Here is a 14,826-nt window from a genome sequence, read left to right as displayed (position 1 = left end):
TCGGGATGGTTCGGGATGTCGCCGCGTGCCGGCGACCTCACTCCAGCCCGAGTATGTGATCCCACTGCCCTGCCTCCACCGGCTGCACCGACAGCCGGCTGCCCTTGCGCAGCAGCACCATGCCGTCGAGCGCGGGATCGAGCTGGAGTTCCTTCAGCGTGATGGTGCGCTTGAGCTTCTTCACGAACTTCACGTCCACCAGCATCCAGCGCGGGTTGTCGCGCGAGCTGCCGGCGTCGAAGTATTTGCTCTTCGGGTCGAACTGGCTGGGGTCGGGATAGGCGTCGGTGGCGACCTTGGCGATGCCGACGATGCCGGGTTCGGCGCAGTTGGAGTGATAGAAGAACACCTTGTCGCCGACGCGCATGTCGTCGCGCATGTAGTTGCGTGCCTGGTAGTTGCGCACGCCGTCCCAGGCTTCCTGCTGCTTGCGCTTGAGGTCGTCGATGGAGAAGGCGTCGGGTTCGGACTTCATCAGCCAGTGGTTCATGCGTCTTCCTCCATGGCGGCGTGGCAGTCGATCAGTTCGTGTTCGGTGGCGATGTAGTCCAGCGCCACATCCCAGGGCTCCGCGTCGAGCCGGTCGACTTCCTGGAAGGCATAGCCCACGCCCACCAGCAGTGGCTCGGTGGGGCGGGTCTGCTCCTTCAGGAAGGCGAAGCTGCGGTCGTACCAGCCGCCGCCATGGCCGAGGCGATGGCCGCGACGGTCGAAGGCCAGCAGGGGCACCAGCACCAGGTCGAGCTGGAAGGGCGCGAACCATTCGCGCGGCGCCACCGGTTCGGGGATGCCGTAGCGATTGGGCGCGATGGGTTCGCCGTCGCGCCAAGGGGCGAAGTGCAGCTCCTTGCCCTTGGCCAGCAGCGGCAGCAGGAAGCGCTGGCCGCGCGTGGCCAGCGGCGGGATCACCAGGTTCAGCGGCAGTTCGCCGCCGGTGGCCCAGTAGCCGGCCACGCGCTGGTCGGTGAGGTATTCGGGCAGCGTCTCCAACGAACGGCGCAGGCCTTGCGCGGCGGCCATGCGCGCCGGCGGCGGCAGCGCGCGGCGGCGTGCGGCCATCTGTTCGCGCAGGCTTTGGCGCTGGGCGGTGGCGTCCACGAGGCGTTGTCTCCATCGAAGAACGCCCCGTTCATCGGCCGACGAACGGGGCGTGGAAGTGGTGGCGTCAACCGCGATGCCGCTGCCCACCAAACGACCTTGATCCACGATGGATCAGGTGGGAGGGCTACATGACCTCAAGGCTTTCCGCACGTGGCGGACATGCACAACAGCCGATGAAAAGCCGACCCGGGGCCGTATTTAGGAACAAGGCAAATGTAAGAGTGTGCTGGCGAGCACCGCAGAAAACGCCGGGGTTAGTTTAGGCCTTCGCGGGGGCACCTGTCACCGTTTCGCGTTGTTGCGATGCGGCGGTCTCCAGCGCGTTGTCCAGCCGACGGCGCAGGCTGGCCAGTTGGTCGGCGGTACGCTGGTCGTGGCCGTCCAGTTGCTTGCGCAAGGCGAGCAATTCGTGCGCCACGCTCACTGCCGTAAGCACGGCGAGGCGTTCGAAGCTGGGCGCGCGCGTGTTGGCGCGCAGCTCGCGCATCTTTTGGTCGAGGAAGCTGGCGGCCTCCATCAGGCCCGCGCGCTCTTCGGGCGCGCAGGCGATCAGGAATTCGCGGTCGATCAACCGCAGCGCGACCGGGGTGTTGCCGTGGGCGTCACTCATGGATTCAGCCGTGGCCTTCAAGCGATTTCAGGCGCTGGATCATCGCTTCGACCCGGCCGCGCGCGTGCTCGTTGCGTGCCAGCAGACTGGCGCGCTCGCCGGCGAGCTGCTCCTGGCTGTGGCGCAAGCCGCGGTTTTCCTCGCTGAGCCGACGCACGGTGTCGAGCAGGCGGTCGACCTGACGGCCCAGCGCTTCCAGCTCCTGCGCGATGGCGTCGGACGAGACGGGTTCGATGGCGTTCATGGGCAAAACTATAGCAGTACGATGGCCGGGCAAGCGGTACGGCTGTCGTAGAATGGCCGTCCCGTCGCAGGAATCCGCCATGCCATCTGCCGAACCGCTCCATCACGACGATCTGGATGCGCTGGTGGTGCGCCTGCGCCTTGGCGTGGATGCCAGCGAGCTGCACGGTTCGCTGTGCGGCTACCTCGCCGGCGGCGCCGCGGCGCATGGCGGCAACCTGTTGGCGGTGCTGCAACTGGAAGGGACGGAAGCGCCTGTGCTGACGCCCGTCGATCAGGCCGCGCTGGAGGCCTTGCTGGCGCAATGCCGCGAGGCATTGGATGACGATGAACTGGGCTTCGAAGCCCTGCTGCCGGCCGACGACCGCCCGCTGGCCGAGCGCGCCGAGGCGGTGGGGCAGTGGTGCCGGGGCTTCCTCGGCGGCTTTGGCCTGGCCGGTGCCGAGGCGCACGCCGGCTTGTCGGATGACGCCCGCGAGGTGCTGCGCGATTTCGCCACCATCGCCGGCGCAAGCTTCGACTTCGGCGACGCCGCGGAGGACGAGGACGCATTGATCGAGCTGCAGGAGTTCTTGCGCGTGGGCGCGCTCACGTTGCATGCCGAGGCCGCCGGCCACCGTCGCTCCGGCGGCGACCGCCTGCATTGAACGCCGCGTCCGGCCATGTCGCCGCGCCGGCTGTCGCGGGCGAGGAATACGCCCGCCGCCGCCGCCAGCTGATGGCGATGGCCGGCACGGACGCGGTGCTGCTGGTCGCCGCCGCTCCCGAGCGCACGCGCAACGCCGACGCCACCTGGCCGTACCGGCAGGATTCGGACTTCCACTACCTCGCCGGCTTTCCCGAGCCCGACGCCGTGCTGGCGCTGTTGCCCGGCCGCCTGCACGGCGAGGCGGTGCTGTTCTGCCGCGAGCGCGACGCCGAGCAGGCGCGCTGGCACGGCCGCTCGATCGGCACCGAGTGCGCGGTGGCCGACTACGGCATGGACGACGCGTTCCCGATCGACGACATCGACGACATCCTGCCCGGCATGATCGAAGGCCGCGCGCGCGTGTACTGCCACTTCGGCCGCGAGCCCGCGTTCGATGCCCAGCTGCTGGGCTGGATGCGCCGCCTGCGCCAGCTGCGCGGCGGCGGCGTGGTGCCAAAGGAGTTCGTCGCGCTGGGCCATCTGCTGCACGACCTGCGCCTGTACAAGTCGCGTGCCGAACTGAAACTGATGCGCGCCGCCGCCGGCATCGCCGCCGAGGCGCATCTCGCCGCCTGGCGCGCTGCCGTGCCGGGCCGCCACGAATACGAGGTGGAGGCCGAGCTGCTGCATGCGCTGCGCGTGCGCGGCGCGGTGCCCGCCTTCACGCCCATCGTCGCCGCCGGCAGCAACGCCTGCACGATGCACTACCAGCACAACCGCGCGCGGCTGGAGGCGGGCGACCTGCTGTTGATCGACGCGGGCGCGGAGCTGGACTGCTACGCCAGCGACGTCAGCCGCAGCATCCCGGTCAATGGCCGCTACAGCCGTGAGCAACGCGCGCTGTACGAGGTGGTGCTGGCCGCCCAACTCGCCGCCATCGACGAAGTACGCCCGGGCCAGCCCTTCGACGCCGCCCACCATGCCGCCGTGCGCGTGATCGCCGAAGGCCTGTGTGCGCTGGGCCTGCTCAAGGGTTGTGCCGACGACGCCATCGCCGGAGAAACCTACAAGCGTTTCTTCCCCGCCAAGACCGGCCACTGGCTGGGACTGGACGTGCACGACGTGGGCGACTACCGCATCGACGGCGCCTCGCGCGTGCTCGAAGCGGGCATGGTGGTGACGGTGGAGCCGGGCATCTACGTGCCAGGCGACGAGGCCAGTGTGGACGAACGCTGGCGCGGCATCGGCATTCGCATCGAGGACGACGTGGCGGTGACCGCGGGGGGCTGCGAGGTGCTGAGCGCTCCGGTACCGAAAGACGCCGAGGAGATCGAAGCACTGCTCGCCGCACGCTGACCACCGCCCGTCAGCGGGCTCCTGCGGCAGTCTCAGTCGAGCTGCGCGAACGCGTTGCGGGTGAGGTTCTCCGGTTCGCCGCCGGTGCACACCACGTCATCCTCGATGCGGATGCCGCCGTACTGGCGGAAGCGCTCGACCCTGGCCCAGTCGATGTCGGCGGCGACCGACTGGTCGCGCAGTTCGGCCAGCAGCAGGTCGATGAAGTACAGCCCCGGCTCGATGGTGACCACCATGCCGGGTTCAAGCGTGCGCGTCAGGCGCAGGTAGGGATGATCGGCGGGGCGTTCGATGCGCCCGCCATGTGCGCCCTGCTGGAACCCCGCCACGTCGTGTACTTGCGCGCCGATGCCGTGGCCCAGTCCGTGCGGGAAGAAGGCGCGGGTGATGCCGGACTCCACCGCGCTCTCGGCGCTCGTGCGGATGAAGCCGTGCTCGCGCAGGATGCCGGCGATGATGTGGTGGGCGTGGAGGTGCAGCTCGGGATAGTTCTGCCCCGTGCGCACCTTGGCCACGAAGCCTTGCTGGGCGGCATCCATGCTGTCGATTAGCGCCTGGAATTCCGGCGCATCGGCGGCGGCATGGGTGCGGGTGATGTCGCTGGCGTAGCCGGCGCAGCTGGCGCCGGCGTCGATCAGGAAGCTGCGCGGGGTGGCCGGCGGCGTGCGGTCGAAATGCATGTAGTGCAGCACCGCGCCATGTCCGTTCAGCGCCACGATGCTGCCGTAGGGCAGTTCGGCGTCGGTCTGCCGCGCGCTCGCCAGATAGGCGAGGTGGATATCGAGCTCGCTGTGGCCTTCGCGGAAGGCACGCTCGGCGGCGCGGTGGGCGCGCGCGCCGATACGGTTGGCCTCGCGCATCAGCGCCAGCTCGTAGGGCGTCTTGAAACTGCGTTGCCAGTGCAGGCAGTCCAGCACGGCCGGCGGGTTGTCGGCCGTCGCGCCGTCGCCGGTGGCGGCGATCACCGCGGTGCGCGCCTTGGGCAGTTGCGCGACAGCGTCGGCCGGCGTGCGCACGGTCGTGATGTCGAAGTGCTCCACCCAGTAGCCCGACGGCGCCTCGGGCACCACGTGCCAGTAGTCGCGCGGCTGCACGAAGATCAGCCGCGGCCGCGCGCCCGGCGTGTGCACGATCCAGCTGCCCGGCGCGCCGACGAGCGGCAGCCAGTGCCTGAAGTGCGGGTGGGCGACGAAGGGATAGTCCTGGTCGTCGAGGAACTTGCCCGGCGGCATGCCCGCGGCGATCGCGAGGTGGTCGAAGCCGCCCAGCGCCAGCGCCTTGTCCGCCTGTTCGCGCAGGCGGGCGAGGTGGGCGGGGTATTCGGCGGCGGGCGTGGTCATCGCGGCTTCCTGGTGGGCTGGGGCCGACCAGTGTAATCCGCCGCCGGGTCAGGCCTGCCGCAGCCAGCGCTCCAGCCGTTCGCCGTGGTCCTTGCTGATGGCGATGATGCGGTAGCCGGCCCAGTAGTGGCCGGGCCGCGCGGCCGGGTCGTGCCATTGCTCCTGCAGGCCCAGCTCGATCTCGTCGCCCGACGGCAGCGTCATGCGCGCCTGGTAGATGCCGCCACTGCCGGGTTTGCGTTCGCCGATCAGCAGGATGCCGCTGGCCGAGACGTTGCAGAGCTGGCCGAGCGGGCGCTCGGCGATGCTGTCGATCGCCACGGCGACGGTGTCGACCGGTTTGCGCGGCGCGCGGCGGTGGTCGCGGGTGGTCATGGGCGACGGGGCCTGGAGGCAGGGGAGGCGGCGCGCAACAGGCTGCCGGTCAGGCTGTGCCAGGCGCGGTCGAGCAGGCCGTCGCGTTGCGGCGGCAGCTCGCGCACGCGGCCGCCGGCGATGGCGCGGGCCAGCTCGCGCAGGTTCATTTCCTCGCCGCGCAGGCCGCGCCGCGTCACGAACAGGCTGTTGCCGGAAACCGGCGAGAACCACGCCAGCTTGCGCTGCACGCTCTCGCCGGTGGCGGGGTCGGCGAACTCGAACCAGCTGCCGAAGGGCAACTGGCGCAGGCGGTTGTAGATGCGGGCTTCCTGCGGGCCCAGCGGGGGTTCGTCCGCGGTGGCGACGGCGGGTTTGGCGTGCTGCGCCTCGCCCAGACGCTGGCGCTGCTTGAGCCGCAGCGCCAGGTCGGTGGCGCTGGGCGGCTCGCGCGTCGTCGCCGGCGCGCCGGCGGCCGGGGCGGCCGAGCGGATGGCTTTGGGCGTGGGCGGCGCGGCGGCCTCTGGCGGGGCTTGCCGCGCGGGTGGCGCCGGCAGCGCCGTCACGCTGGCGCTGGCGGGCGCCGCGGCCGCGTCGGTGTCGACCAGGCGCGTGGCCACCTGTTCGGCCTCTTCCGCGTGCATGCCGATCTGCTGCAAGCCGGCCTGCACCTCGCGGCGCAGCAGGTCGGGCTCATCCACCGGCAAGCGGCCGAGCAGCTGGTCGGTGACGCGCAAGCGCTGGGCGAAGGCGGGGCTGTCCTCGCCGTGCTGCAGCAGGGTGAGCGCCATCACGTCGGCCCAGGCACGGTCGAGCAGGGCGCGCAGCAGGCCGCGCGGCGGATGGCTGGCGAAGCGTTCGGCGAGGAGTTCGCTGGCGCGCTGGCGGGCCTGGTCCAGCCGCTCGCGGCCCTGGACTGCCTCGACGTGGCGGCGCTCCGCCGCCTGCGCGCGGCGGTTCAGCTGGGCGAGCTGGTGCTCGATGTCGGCCAGCAGGGTGGTGTACAGGCCGGCGCTGGGCGGTTCGGTCTGGGCGCGGGCCACCAGATGCTTCAGGCGTTCGGCCAGCTGGTGGTCGCCGTCGCCGTCGGGGCCGTCCAGCCAGTCGTTGGCGGCTTCGGCCACGGCACCGAGCAACTGGCGCGCCGGGTGTTCGCGCTGGTTGAAGAATTCGCGGTCGCTGACGGCCATCCGCAGCATCGGCACCTGCAGGTCGCCCAGCACGGAGCGGGCCTGCGGGCCGTGGTGCAGCTGCTGGCCGATCTGTTCGAACAGCATGGCCACCAGTTCCACCGTGTCGTCCTGCTCGGCGCTGAGCTGGGTCGGGGCGGTGCCGGGTGGCTTGTCGGCGTTGAGTTGCTGCAGGAGTTCGTCGCGCAGGCGCTGGGCGCTGCGCAGTTCGCGGCTGGCCTGGTCGGTGACCTGGGCCAGGTGCTGTTGCAGGGCGCCCAGCGCGGTCTGCAGTTCGTCCTGGGTGGCGATGCGGGAGGGCGCGCGGGCCGAGCTGTCGCCGCGGTGCCGCTGCGACAGCAAATTGCGCAGGGTTTCCAGCACGGCGATGGGGGGCGCGGTGGCGATGTTCTCGGTGTCGCTGGCGGAGGCTTCGGTGCTGGTCTGGCCGTGGTCGCCGCGCGTGATCTTGGGCGCCACGTAAGGCCGCAGTTGGGGCAGCAGCCCATCGGCCAGAAGTTGTGCGTTGATGGCTTCGTAGAGCGGGCCGCAGGCCACGATCACCGCCTGTTCGAAGGTTTGCAGCAGCAGCAGCTGGTGTTCGCTGGGCAGGTCGAGGCTGGCCACGGCGTTGCGCAGTGCCTGGCCGAGGCTGGCGGGGCCGATGGGCAGGGTGTCGCCATCCAGCGGCGGCGCGCCCACGAGCACGGCGAAACGGTACGAGAGTTCGGTGAGCGCCGGGCCATGGCGTGCTTCGCCGCGTGCGGCCAGTTTGTCCATGGCAGCGACCAGCTCGTGCTCCTCGCGCCCGAGCAGGCTGAGTGGTCGATGGGCGAGCTGGGCAGGAGCGCTCTCGGTGGCCTCGCCAAGCCTGGCAAAACCCGCGCAAAGGGCGTCGATGAAGCCCCGCATGAAGGTCACACGATGTTGTTGAACGGCGGCGCGGCTGTCGAAGCAGCGTTGCTGCGCAAACTGGCTGCGTGCGTTGTCGGCTTGCTGGTAGAGCTCCTTGTCGAAGCTGTCCAGGCATTGCCCGAGCGTGGGCTCCAGCCATTGCACGCATTGCGGGATGATGGTCGCCAGCAGGCGGCGCGCGCGCGCCGGCCGGGGCGAACCGGCATCGACGTCCGCGGCGACGTTGAGGTGGGCAGGGGGATGCTCGGCTTCCATGGCGTACGTTCCAGCCGTCTTTACCGCTGCAGTGTAGGCGCCTCGTAGGTGCGGCGCCACTGGTCGAAGGTCGGTGTTTTCAGGCAAGGAAACCGGCAATGACGTCGTTGAGAAAGCGCTGGCCCAGCGCGGTGGTGTGCAGGCGACCAGGTTCGTCGGCAAGCCAGCCGCGACGATGCGCCTCGGCCAGCGGCGCGGCGATGGCTGCCGGGTCGAGGCCGGTGCGCGCGCTGAAATCGGCCAGCGGCACGCCGTCGATCAGGCGCAGCGCGTTCAGCATGTACTCGAACGGCAGCTCGCTTGCCGCCACCGCGTGGTCGCCGCCGATGCGCGCGGCGCTGGCGCCGGCGGCCATGTAGGCGGTGGGGCTGCGCGCCTTCCAGCGGCGGCGCACGGTGCCCGTGGCCGCATCGCTGAGCTTGCCATGCGCGCCGGCGCCGATGCCGAGGTAGTCGCCGAATTGCCAGTAGTTGAGGTTGTGCCGGCAGCGCCGGCCCGGCCGGGCGTAGGCGGAGATTTCATACTGGCCGTAGCCGGCGGCGGCGAGCCTTGCCTCGCAGGCTTCCTGCATCGCCCAGGCGTGGTCGTCGTCGGGCAGCGGCGGTGGGTTGGCGGCGAACACGGTGTTCGGTTCCAGCGTGAGCTGGTAGTGCGAGAGGTGGGCGGGCGCGAGCGCGATGGCGCGTTCCACGTCGGCCAGCGCGCCAGCCAGTTCCTGCCTGGGCAGGGCGTACATCAGATCCAGGTTGATGTTTTCGTAGCCCGCGTCCTGCGCGGATTTCACCGCCGCCTCGGCTTCGCTGGCCGAGTGGATGCGGCCCAGGCGCCGGAGCTTGTCGTCGTCGAAGCTCTGCACGCCGAAGGAGATGCGGTTGACGCCGGCGGCGAGGTAGCCGTCGAAGCGGCCGTGCTCCACCGTGCCGGGGTTGGTTTCCAGGGTGATCTCGCAGTCAGGCGTGAAGGCCAGCCGTGCGCGGGCGCCGTCGAGGAAGCGCGCGATCAGTTCCGGTGCGAACAGGCTGGGCGTGCCGCCGCCGAAGAACACGCTCTCGACGGGGCGACCGTGCGCCGCCGTGCCGAAGTCGACCAGATCGGCGTCGAGATCGGCCAGCAGCACGTTGATGTAGTCGGCATAGGGCGGCGGCGTGCTGCGCAGGCCGTGCGAGTTGAAATCGCAGTACGGGCATTTCTTCACGCACCATGGCATGTGCACGTAGAGCGCGAGGGGCGGGGCGATGAGGGGCATGGGCGGATTGTAGTGGTGGGCCGCCGGTAACAATGGAAGTTGTAGCTTCGACGAGAGCCGGGCCTTCCTCGCCCTCGCTGCCGGCCGCCTGCCCGTCGAAGCCTTCGCCGCCTGGCTGCGCGAACGCCTGCACACGCGACGGGTGAACGAGGCGCCGGTGGGCTCCAAGCCGCGGCCGTCAAGCGTCGCTGAGCAGCATCTGCAACCGCAGCAGTGCCTGGCCGCGATGGCTGAACGCGTTCTTGCGCGCGGGATCGAGCTCGGCGGAGGACTGCACCTCGCCATCGGGCAGGAACAGCGGGTCGTAGCCGAAGCCCTGCGCGCCGCGCGGCGCGGCGAGGATGCGTCCGTGCCAGCGCCCCTCGGCCACCAGCGGGGCGGGGTCGTCGGCGTGGCGCAGCAGTACCAGCACGCAGATGAAGAACGCGCTGCGACCTTCCTCGGGTACGCCCGCCAGTTCGCGCAGCAGCCTGGCGTTGTTGGCCGCGTCATCGCCGTGCGTGCCGGCGTAGCGCGCCGAATACAGGCCGGGTGCGCCGCCCAGGTGGTCCACGCACAGGCCGGAGTCGTCGGCCAGCGCGGGCAGGCCGGTGACGCGCGCGGCGTGGCGGGCCTTGAGGATGGCGTTCTCGACGAAGGTGGCGCCGGTTTCCCCGGCGTCGCCTACGCCGAGTTCGCCTTGCGGCAGGATCTCGAAATCGCTGTCGGCGAGCAGCTCGCGCAGCTCCGCCAGCTTGCCCTGGTTGCCGCTGGCCAGCACGAGGCGCTGCATGTCAGTTCTCCAGCGCGGCGCGCTGCGCGACCACCAATTCGGCGATACCCTTCTGCGCCAGCGCCAGCAGCGCGTCCATTTCGTCGCGGCGGAAGGCGTGGCCCTCGGCGGTGCCTTGCACCTCGATGAAGCCGCCGCCGTCGTTCATCACCACGTTCATGTCGGTGTCGCAGTCCGAATCCTCGGCGTAGTCGAGGTCGAGCACCGGCTGGCCCTTGTAGATGCCCACCGACACCGCGGCCACCTGGCCCACGACGGGATTGCGCTTGAGATTCTCGCGCTTGACCAGGCCGTTCACCGCGTCGACCAGCGCCACGTAGGCGCCGGTGATGGCGGCGGTGCGGGTACCGCCGTCGGCCTGGATCACGTCGCAATCCAGCGTGATCACGCGCTCGCCCAGCGCCTGGCGATTGATGCAGGCGCGCAGGCTGCGGCCGATCAGCCGCTGGATTTCCATGGTGCGGCCGCCCTGGCCGCCCTTCGCCGCTTCGCGCTGCATGCGGGTGTGGGTGGCGCGCGGCAGCATGCCGTATTCGGCGGTGATCCAGCCCTCGCCCTTGCCGCGCAGCCACGGCGGCGTGCGTTCCTCGATGCTGGCGGTGCACAGCACGCGGGTGTCGCCGAAGCTGACCAGCACCGAGCCTTCGGCGTGGCGGGTGTAATGGCGTTCGATGGCGACGGCGCGCAGCTGATCGCTGGCGCGGCCGCTGGGGCGGATGAGGGAGTTCATGGAGGCCATTGGGCAGGGCTGGGCCGGAAAGTTTACCATTGCGGCCCTTCCCGACGTTCCCGAGCCGCCCATGATCCGCAGCATGACCGCCTATGCCAGCGCCGAAACCGGCGGCGCCTCCGGCGCGTTGAGCTGCGAGTTGCGCACGGTCAACCACCGCTACCTGGAGTTGTCGCCGCGCCTGCCTGACGAGTGGCGCGGCTTCGAATCCGCGCTGCGCGAGCGCATCGCGGCGAAGCTGTCACGCGGCAAGGTGGATGTGACGGTGCGCGACCGCAGCGATTCGCAACGCGAATCGCTGCAAGTCAACGACGCGCTCTTGCACCAGCTCGCGGTGTTGAACGTGGATATGGCTACGCGCTTCCCCGGCATGCAGGTGCAGTTCACCGAACTCCTGCGCTACCCCGGCGTGCTGCAACAGGCGACGATCGACCCCGAGGCGCAGCAGGCCGCGCTGCTCGACGTGCTCGACCGCGCGCTGGACGCGCTCACCGCCACCCGCGAGCGCGAGGGCGCGAAGCTCGCGCAGATCCTGCGTGATCGGCTCGACGCCATCGAGCGCATCGTGGGCCAGGTGCGCGAGTGGATGCCGCAGATCCAGGCGACCCTGCGCGCGCGGCTGGAAGGCAAGCTGGCCGACCTCGCGCAGGGCGCCGATGCCGGTCGGCTGGAGCAGGAGCTGGTGCTGCAGATCACCCGCAGCGACGTGGACGAGGAGCTCGATCGCCTCGCCACGCACGTCGCGGAGGCTCGCCGCGTGCTGAATCTCGACGAGCCGGTGGGGCGCCGCCTCGATTTCCTGATGCAGGAGTTCAACCGCGAGGCGAACACGCTGGGCTCCAAGTCGGTCGACGCGCGCAGCACCAATGCGGCGGTCGAATTGAAGGTGCTGATCGAGCAGATGCGCGAGCAGGTACAGAACATCGAATGAACGCGCAGCCCGGCACCTTGTTCGTGGTGGCCGCGCCTTCGGGTGCCGGCAAGTCCACCCTGGTCAACGCGCTGCTGGGGCGTGAGCCGGGCATTTCGCTGTCAATCTCGCACACCACTCGGCAGCCTAGGCCGGGCGAAGCCTGCGGACAGCATTACTACTTCGTGGATCGCGCGGAGTTCGAGCGCGACATCGCCGCCGGCATCTTTCTGGAATACGCCGAGGTGCATGGCAATTTCTACGGCACCTCGCGCGACAAGGTGCAGTCCACGTTGACGCAGGGATGCGATGTGCTGCTGGAGATCGACTGGCAGGGCGCCGCGCAGGTTCGGCGGCAGATGCCCGCCTGCGTCGGCATTTTCATCCTGCCACCTTCGCGTGCCGAGCTGGAACGCCGCCTGCGCGGGCGCGCTTCGGACAGCGCGGAGGTGATCGAGCGTCGCCTCGCCAATTCGCGCGGCGAGATCGCCCACGCCCACGAGTTCGACTACATCGTGGTCAACGACCGTTTCGAGGACGCGCTCGACGCGCTGCAGGCCATCGTGCGGGCGGTGCGCCGTGGTGAAAGGCTGCCTGCTCCGCGCCACACGGCGTTGATCGCCGAGCTGCTGGCCTGAATGCCACGCAAGCGCCGGCCGTGTCGTGGCTTGGCGGCTTCGCGCCGCTCCGCTAACGTAGGGCGCTTATGAACGCCGCCGCCCCCGACGACACGCTGATCCGCATTCGCGGCCTGACCACCGTGCTGGGTCGCAAGAAGGTCTTCGATGCGCTGGATCTGGACATCCCGCGCGGCAAGGTCACCGCGATCATGGGCCCCAGCGGCACCGGCAAGACCACCTTGCTCAAGCACATCACCGGACAGATGCGCGGCGATGCGGGCACCATTCATGTGGATGGCCGGAACGTCCCCGAACTGGGCCGCGAGGCGCTGTTCGGCCTGCGCGAGAAGATCGGCTACCTGTTCCAGAACTCGGCGCTGCTGACCGACTACGACGTGTTCGAGAACGTGGCTTTTCCGCTGCGCCGGCACACGAAGCTGCCCGAGACGCTGCTCCGCAACGTGGTGCTCACCAAGCTGGAGGCGGTGGGCCTGCGCGGCGCGGCGAAGCTGATGCCCAGCGAGCTTTCCGGCGGCATGGCGCGGCGCGTGGCGCTGGCGCGGGCGATCGTGTTCGACCCCATGCTGATCCTCTACGACGAGCCCTTCGTGGGGCTCGACCCGATCGCGCTGAACCAGGTGCTGAAGCTGATCCGCACGCTCAACCAGACGCTGGGCATCACCAGCGTGCTGGTGGCGCACGAGCTCTCCGCGATCCAGCGCGTGGCCGACCGCATCTGCCTGATCGCCAACGGCAAGATCGTGGCCGAGGGCGCGCCCGATGCGATCGCCCACGATGGTTCGCCGTGGACGCAGCAGTTCTTCGGTGGCGAGGCCGATGGCCCGGTGCCGTTCCACTATCCCGCCGGCGACTACGCCGCCGAGCTGGGCTTTCCGGAAGGCCGGCCATGAGCGCGCGCATGGATGACAACGTGATGGGCCGTTCGTTGCGCCAGATCGGCGAGTGCGGCCTGTTTCTGCTCAAGATCCTCGCCGCGGTGCCGCGCAGCGGGCGCTATGCGCGCGAGACGGTGCGCCAGCTGTGGTTCGTGGGCGCGATGAGCCTCACCATCATCATGGTCTGCGGCCTGTTCGTGGGCATGGTGCTGGCGCTGCAGCTCTATCACGTGCTGTCGATCTTCGGCGGCACCGCGGCCACCGGCACGGTGGTGGCCATTTCCATCTATCGCGAGCTGGGGCCGGTGGTCACCGCGCTGCTGTTCGCCGGCCGCGCCGGCACCGCGATCACCGCCGAGATCGGCCTGATGCGCGCCACCGACCAGATCGCCGCGATGGAGTTGATGGCGGTCGATCCGCTGGCCTACGTGGCGGTGCCGCGTTTCCTCGCCGGGCTGGTCGCGATGCCGCTGCTGGCCAGCGTGTTCTGCGCGCTGGGCATTTTCGGCGGGCATTTGGTCGGCGTTTCCTGGCTGGGCATCGACAACGGCACCTTCTGGTCGAACATGACCGCCACGGTGGATGTGTGGCAGGACATCGTCAGCGGCGTGGTGTGGAAGAGCCTCGCCTTCGGCGCCGTGGTGGCGCTGATCGCGGTGTTCCAGGGCTACACCGCGCCACCCACCAGCGAAGGCGTGGCCTATGCCACGACCCGCACCGTGGTGGCCTCGTCCATCGCCATCCTGGCGCTGGACTTCGTGCTCACCGCCTTCCTGATGTGACCTCCATGCGTACGAACCCTTCTTCGAGGATGTTGCCGTGAGCCAGAGAAAATCCTATGCCGTCGGCACCGGCCTGTTCATCGTGCTCGGCTTCGCCGCGCTGGCCTATCTCGCCACGCAGACCAGCTCGGTGGCGAATCGTCACCACGGCGCCAGCTATATGGTGGATGCGAAGTTCGCGAACATCGGCCAGCTGAAGGAGCGCGCACCGGTGAAGATCGCTGGCGTGCGCGTGGGCGAGGTTGCGGCGATCGCGCTGGCGCCCGGGGAACCGGTGGCCGACGTGAAGCTGGCCATCGACCAGCGCTACAAGGACATTCCGCGCGATTCGGTGGCCACCATCTTCACCAGCGGCTTGCTCGGCGACCAGTACGTGGGCATCGAGTACGGCCACGCGAAGCAGTCCCTGGGCAATGGCGGCACGCTGGCGCTGACCCGTTCCAGCCAGCCGCTGGAGGAGATGCTCGGCAAGTTCTTCGGCGCCGGCGGCGCGGCCGACGCCATCGGCGGCAGCTACCAGGTGACCGCGCGCTTCACCAACGTGGGCACGCTCTCGGTCGGTTCGTCGGTGAAGATGGCCGGCGTGCCCATCGGCCAGGTGGCGGCGGTGCAAGCCGAGCCGGCCAAGCTCGATGCGCTGGTCACGTTGTCCATCGACAACAAGTACAACCAGATTCCCGACGATTCCGCTGCCGCGGTGTTCACCAGCGGTTTGATCGGCAGCCAGTACGTTGCGATCCAGCCCGGCGGCTCGCCGGAGATGCTGAAGAACGGCGACGAGATGATCCTCACCCAGTCGGCGATGCAACTGGAAGACCTGATCGGCAAGTTCCTGGTCAACGGCTCCGGCGACAAGAAGGATGCCGGATCGTCCGGCGCGCCGGCTGGCAAGCCCTGAA

General features: G+C 69.7%; 17 protein-coding genes and 1 other RNA gene. 7 read left to right on the top strand and 11 right to left on the bottom strand.

The genetic code is table 11. From position 1 onward, the window contains the following. Positions 1–37: 37 nt before the first annotated feature. From AC3WQA_RS08830 to AC3WQA_RS08810, 5 genes are all read right to left on the bottom strand, one after another. Positions 38–490 carry an EVE domain-containing protein gene (locus AC3WQA_RS08830; protein ID WP_492674696.1) on the bottom strand — a complete coding sequence of 151 codons (453 nt, stop codon included), beginning with the start codon at positions 488–490 and terminating at the stop codon, positions 38–40. After that, positions 487–1,098 carry a 5-formyltetrahydrofolate cyclo-ligase gene (locus tag AC3WQA_RS08825; protein WP_492674695.1) on the bottom strand — a complete coding sequence of 204 codons (612 nt, stop codon included), beginning with the start codon at positions 1,096–1,098 and terminating at the stop codon, positions 487–489. The genes AC3WQA_RS08830 and AC3WQA_RS08825 overlap by 4 nt, the downstream gene beginning before the upstream one ends. Positions 1,099–1,162: 64 nt before the next feature. Next, positions 1,163–1,349: non-coding RNA, 6S RNA (gene ssrS, locus AC3WQA_RS08820), on the bottom strand. 11 nt (positions 1,350–1,360) lie between these two features. Further along, positions 1,361–1,711: a cell division protein ZapA gene (locus AC3WQA_RS08815; protein ID WP_492674694.1), complete on the bottom strand. Its 351-nt coding sequence runs from the start codon at positions 1,709–1,711 to the stop codon at positions 1,361–1,363. Positions 1,712–1,715: 4 nt separating this feature from the next. After that, positions 1,716–1,955, bottom strand: a complete 240-nt coding sequence (locus tag AC3WQA_RS08810; protein ID WP_492674693.1) for a TIGR02449 family protein — start codon at positions 1,953–1,955, stop codon at positions 1,716–1,718. 79 nt (positions 1,956–2,034) lie between these two features. Here AC3WQA_RS08810 and AC3WQA_RS08805 point away from each other — a divergent pair, with 79 nt between their 5' ends. Further along, the gene (locus AC3WQA_RS08805; RefSeq protein ID WP_492674692.1) at positions 2,035–2,601 is read left to right on the top strand and encodes a UPF0149 family protein; all 567 of its coding nucleotides are present in this window, start codon (positions 2,035–2,037) and stop codon (positions 2,599–2,601) included. After that, a complete protein-coding gene (locus AC3WQA_RS08800) occupies positions 2,598–3,938 on the top strand; it encodes an aminopeptidase P N-terminal domain-containing protein (RefSeq protein WP_492674691.1) in 1,341 nt (446 codons plus the stop codon). Before AC3WQA_RS08805 ends, AC3WQA_RS08800 begins: the two co-directional genes overlap by 4 nt. 32 nt (positions 3,939–3,970) lie before the next feature. Here the strand turns inward: AC3WQA_RS08800 and pepQ are convergent, their stop codons facing one another. From pepQ to rph, 6 genes are all read right to left on the bottom strand, one after another. After that, entirely contained in the window at positions 3,971–5,278 is a 1,308-nt protein-coding gene (pepQ, locus tag AC3WQA_RS08795; RefSeq protein ID WP_492674690.1) for a Xaa-Pro dipeptidase, read from the bottom strand. A 48-nt stretch (positions 5,279–5,326) separates the two neighbouring features. After that, positions 5,327–5,653: a PilZ domain-containing protein gene (locus AC3WQA_RS08790; protein WP_492674689.1), complete on the bottom strand. Its 327-nt coding sequence runs from the start codon at positions 5,651–5,653 to the stop codon at positions 5,327–5,329. Continuing rightward, on the bottom strand, positions 5,650–7,971 hold the full coding sequence (locus AC3WQA_RS08785) for a DUF1631 family protein (protein ID WP_492674688.1): 2,322 nt from the start codon (positions 7,969–7,971) through the stop codon (positions 5,650–5,652). Before AC3WQA_RS08785 ends, AC3WQA_RS08790 begins: the two co-directional genes overlap by 4 nt. Before the next feature lie 79 nt (positions 7,972–8,050). Then, the gene (gene hemW, locus AC3WQA_RS08780; RefSeq protein ID WP_492674687.1) at positions 8,051–9,217 is read right to left on the bottom strand and encodes a radical SAM family heme chaperone HemW; all 1,167 of its coding nucleotides are present in this window, start codon (positions 9,215–9,217) and stop codon (positions 8,051–8,053) included. Between the two features lie 178 nt (positions 9,218–9,395). Then, complete coding sequence (gene rdgB, locus AC3WQA_RS08775) at positions 9,396–9,989, bottom strand: RdgB/HAM1 family non-canonical purine NTP pyrophosphatase (protein ID WP_492674686.1); 594 nt, start codon at positions 9,987–9,989, stop codon at positions 9,396–9,398. Position 9,990: 1 nt separating this feature from the next. Further along, positions 9,991–10,719 carry a ribonuclease PH gene (rph, locus tag AC3WQA_RS08770; RefSeq protein WP_492674685.1) on the bottom strand — a complete coding sequence of 243 codons (729 nt, stop codon included), beginning with the start codon at positions 10,717–10,719 and terminating at the stop codon, positions 9,991–9,993. A 70-nt stretch (positions 10,720–10,789) separates the two neighbouring features. Between rph and AC3WQA_RS08765 the strand changes: the two genes are divergently transcribed. From AC3WQA_RS08765 to mlaD, 5 genes are all read left to right on the top strand, one after another. Next, a complete protein-coding gene (locus AC3WQA_RS08765) occupies positions 10,790–11,650 on the top strand; it encodes a YicC/YloC family endoribonuclease (RefSeq protein WP_492674684.1) in 861 nt (286 codons plus the stop codon). Next, positions 11,647–12,267, top strand: coding sequence for a guanylate kinase (gmk, locus tag AC3WQA_RS08760; protein ID WP_492674683.1), 621 nt, complete (start codon positions 11,647–11,649; stop codon positions 12,265–12,267). The genes AC3WQA_RS08765 and gmk overlap by 4 nt, the downstream gene beginning before the upstream one ends. Before the next feature lie 68 nt (positions 12,268–12,335). Next, positions 12,336–13,160, top strand: coding sequence for an ABC transporter ATP-binding protein (locus AC3WQA_RS08755; protein WP_492674682.1), 825 nt, complete (start codon positions 12,336–12,338; stop codon positions 13,158–13,160). After that, the gene (mlaE, locus tag AC3WQA_RS08750) at positions 13,157–13,927 is read left to right on the top strand and encodes a lipid asymmetry maintenance ABC transporter permease subunit MlaE (protein WP_492674681.1); all 771 of its coding nucleotides are present in this window, start codon (positions 13,157–13,159) and stop codon (positions 13,925–13,927) included. Before AC3WQA_RS08755 ends, mlaE begins: the two co-directional genes overlap by 4 nt. A 37-nt stretch (positions 13,928–13,964) precedes the next feature. Next, complete coding sequence (gene mlaD / locus AC3WQA_RS08745) at positions 13,965–14,825, top strand: outer membrane lipid asymmetry maintenance protein MlaD (RefSeq protein WP_492674680.1); 861 nt, start codon at positions 13,965–13,967, stop codon at positions 14,823–14,825. Position 14,826 lies beyond the last annotated feature (1 nt).

This window comes from Rhodanobacter sp. FW106-PBR-R2A-2-24 (genome assembly GCF_058789615.1).
The sequence above is the reverse complement of the archived record's forward strand: the minus strand, read 5'-3'. Positions and strand labels throughout refer to the sequence as shown.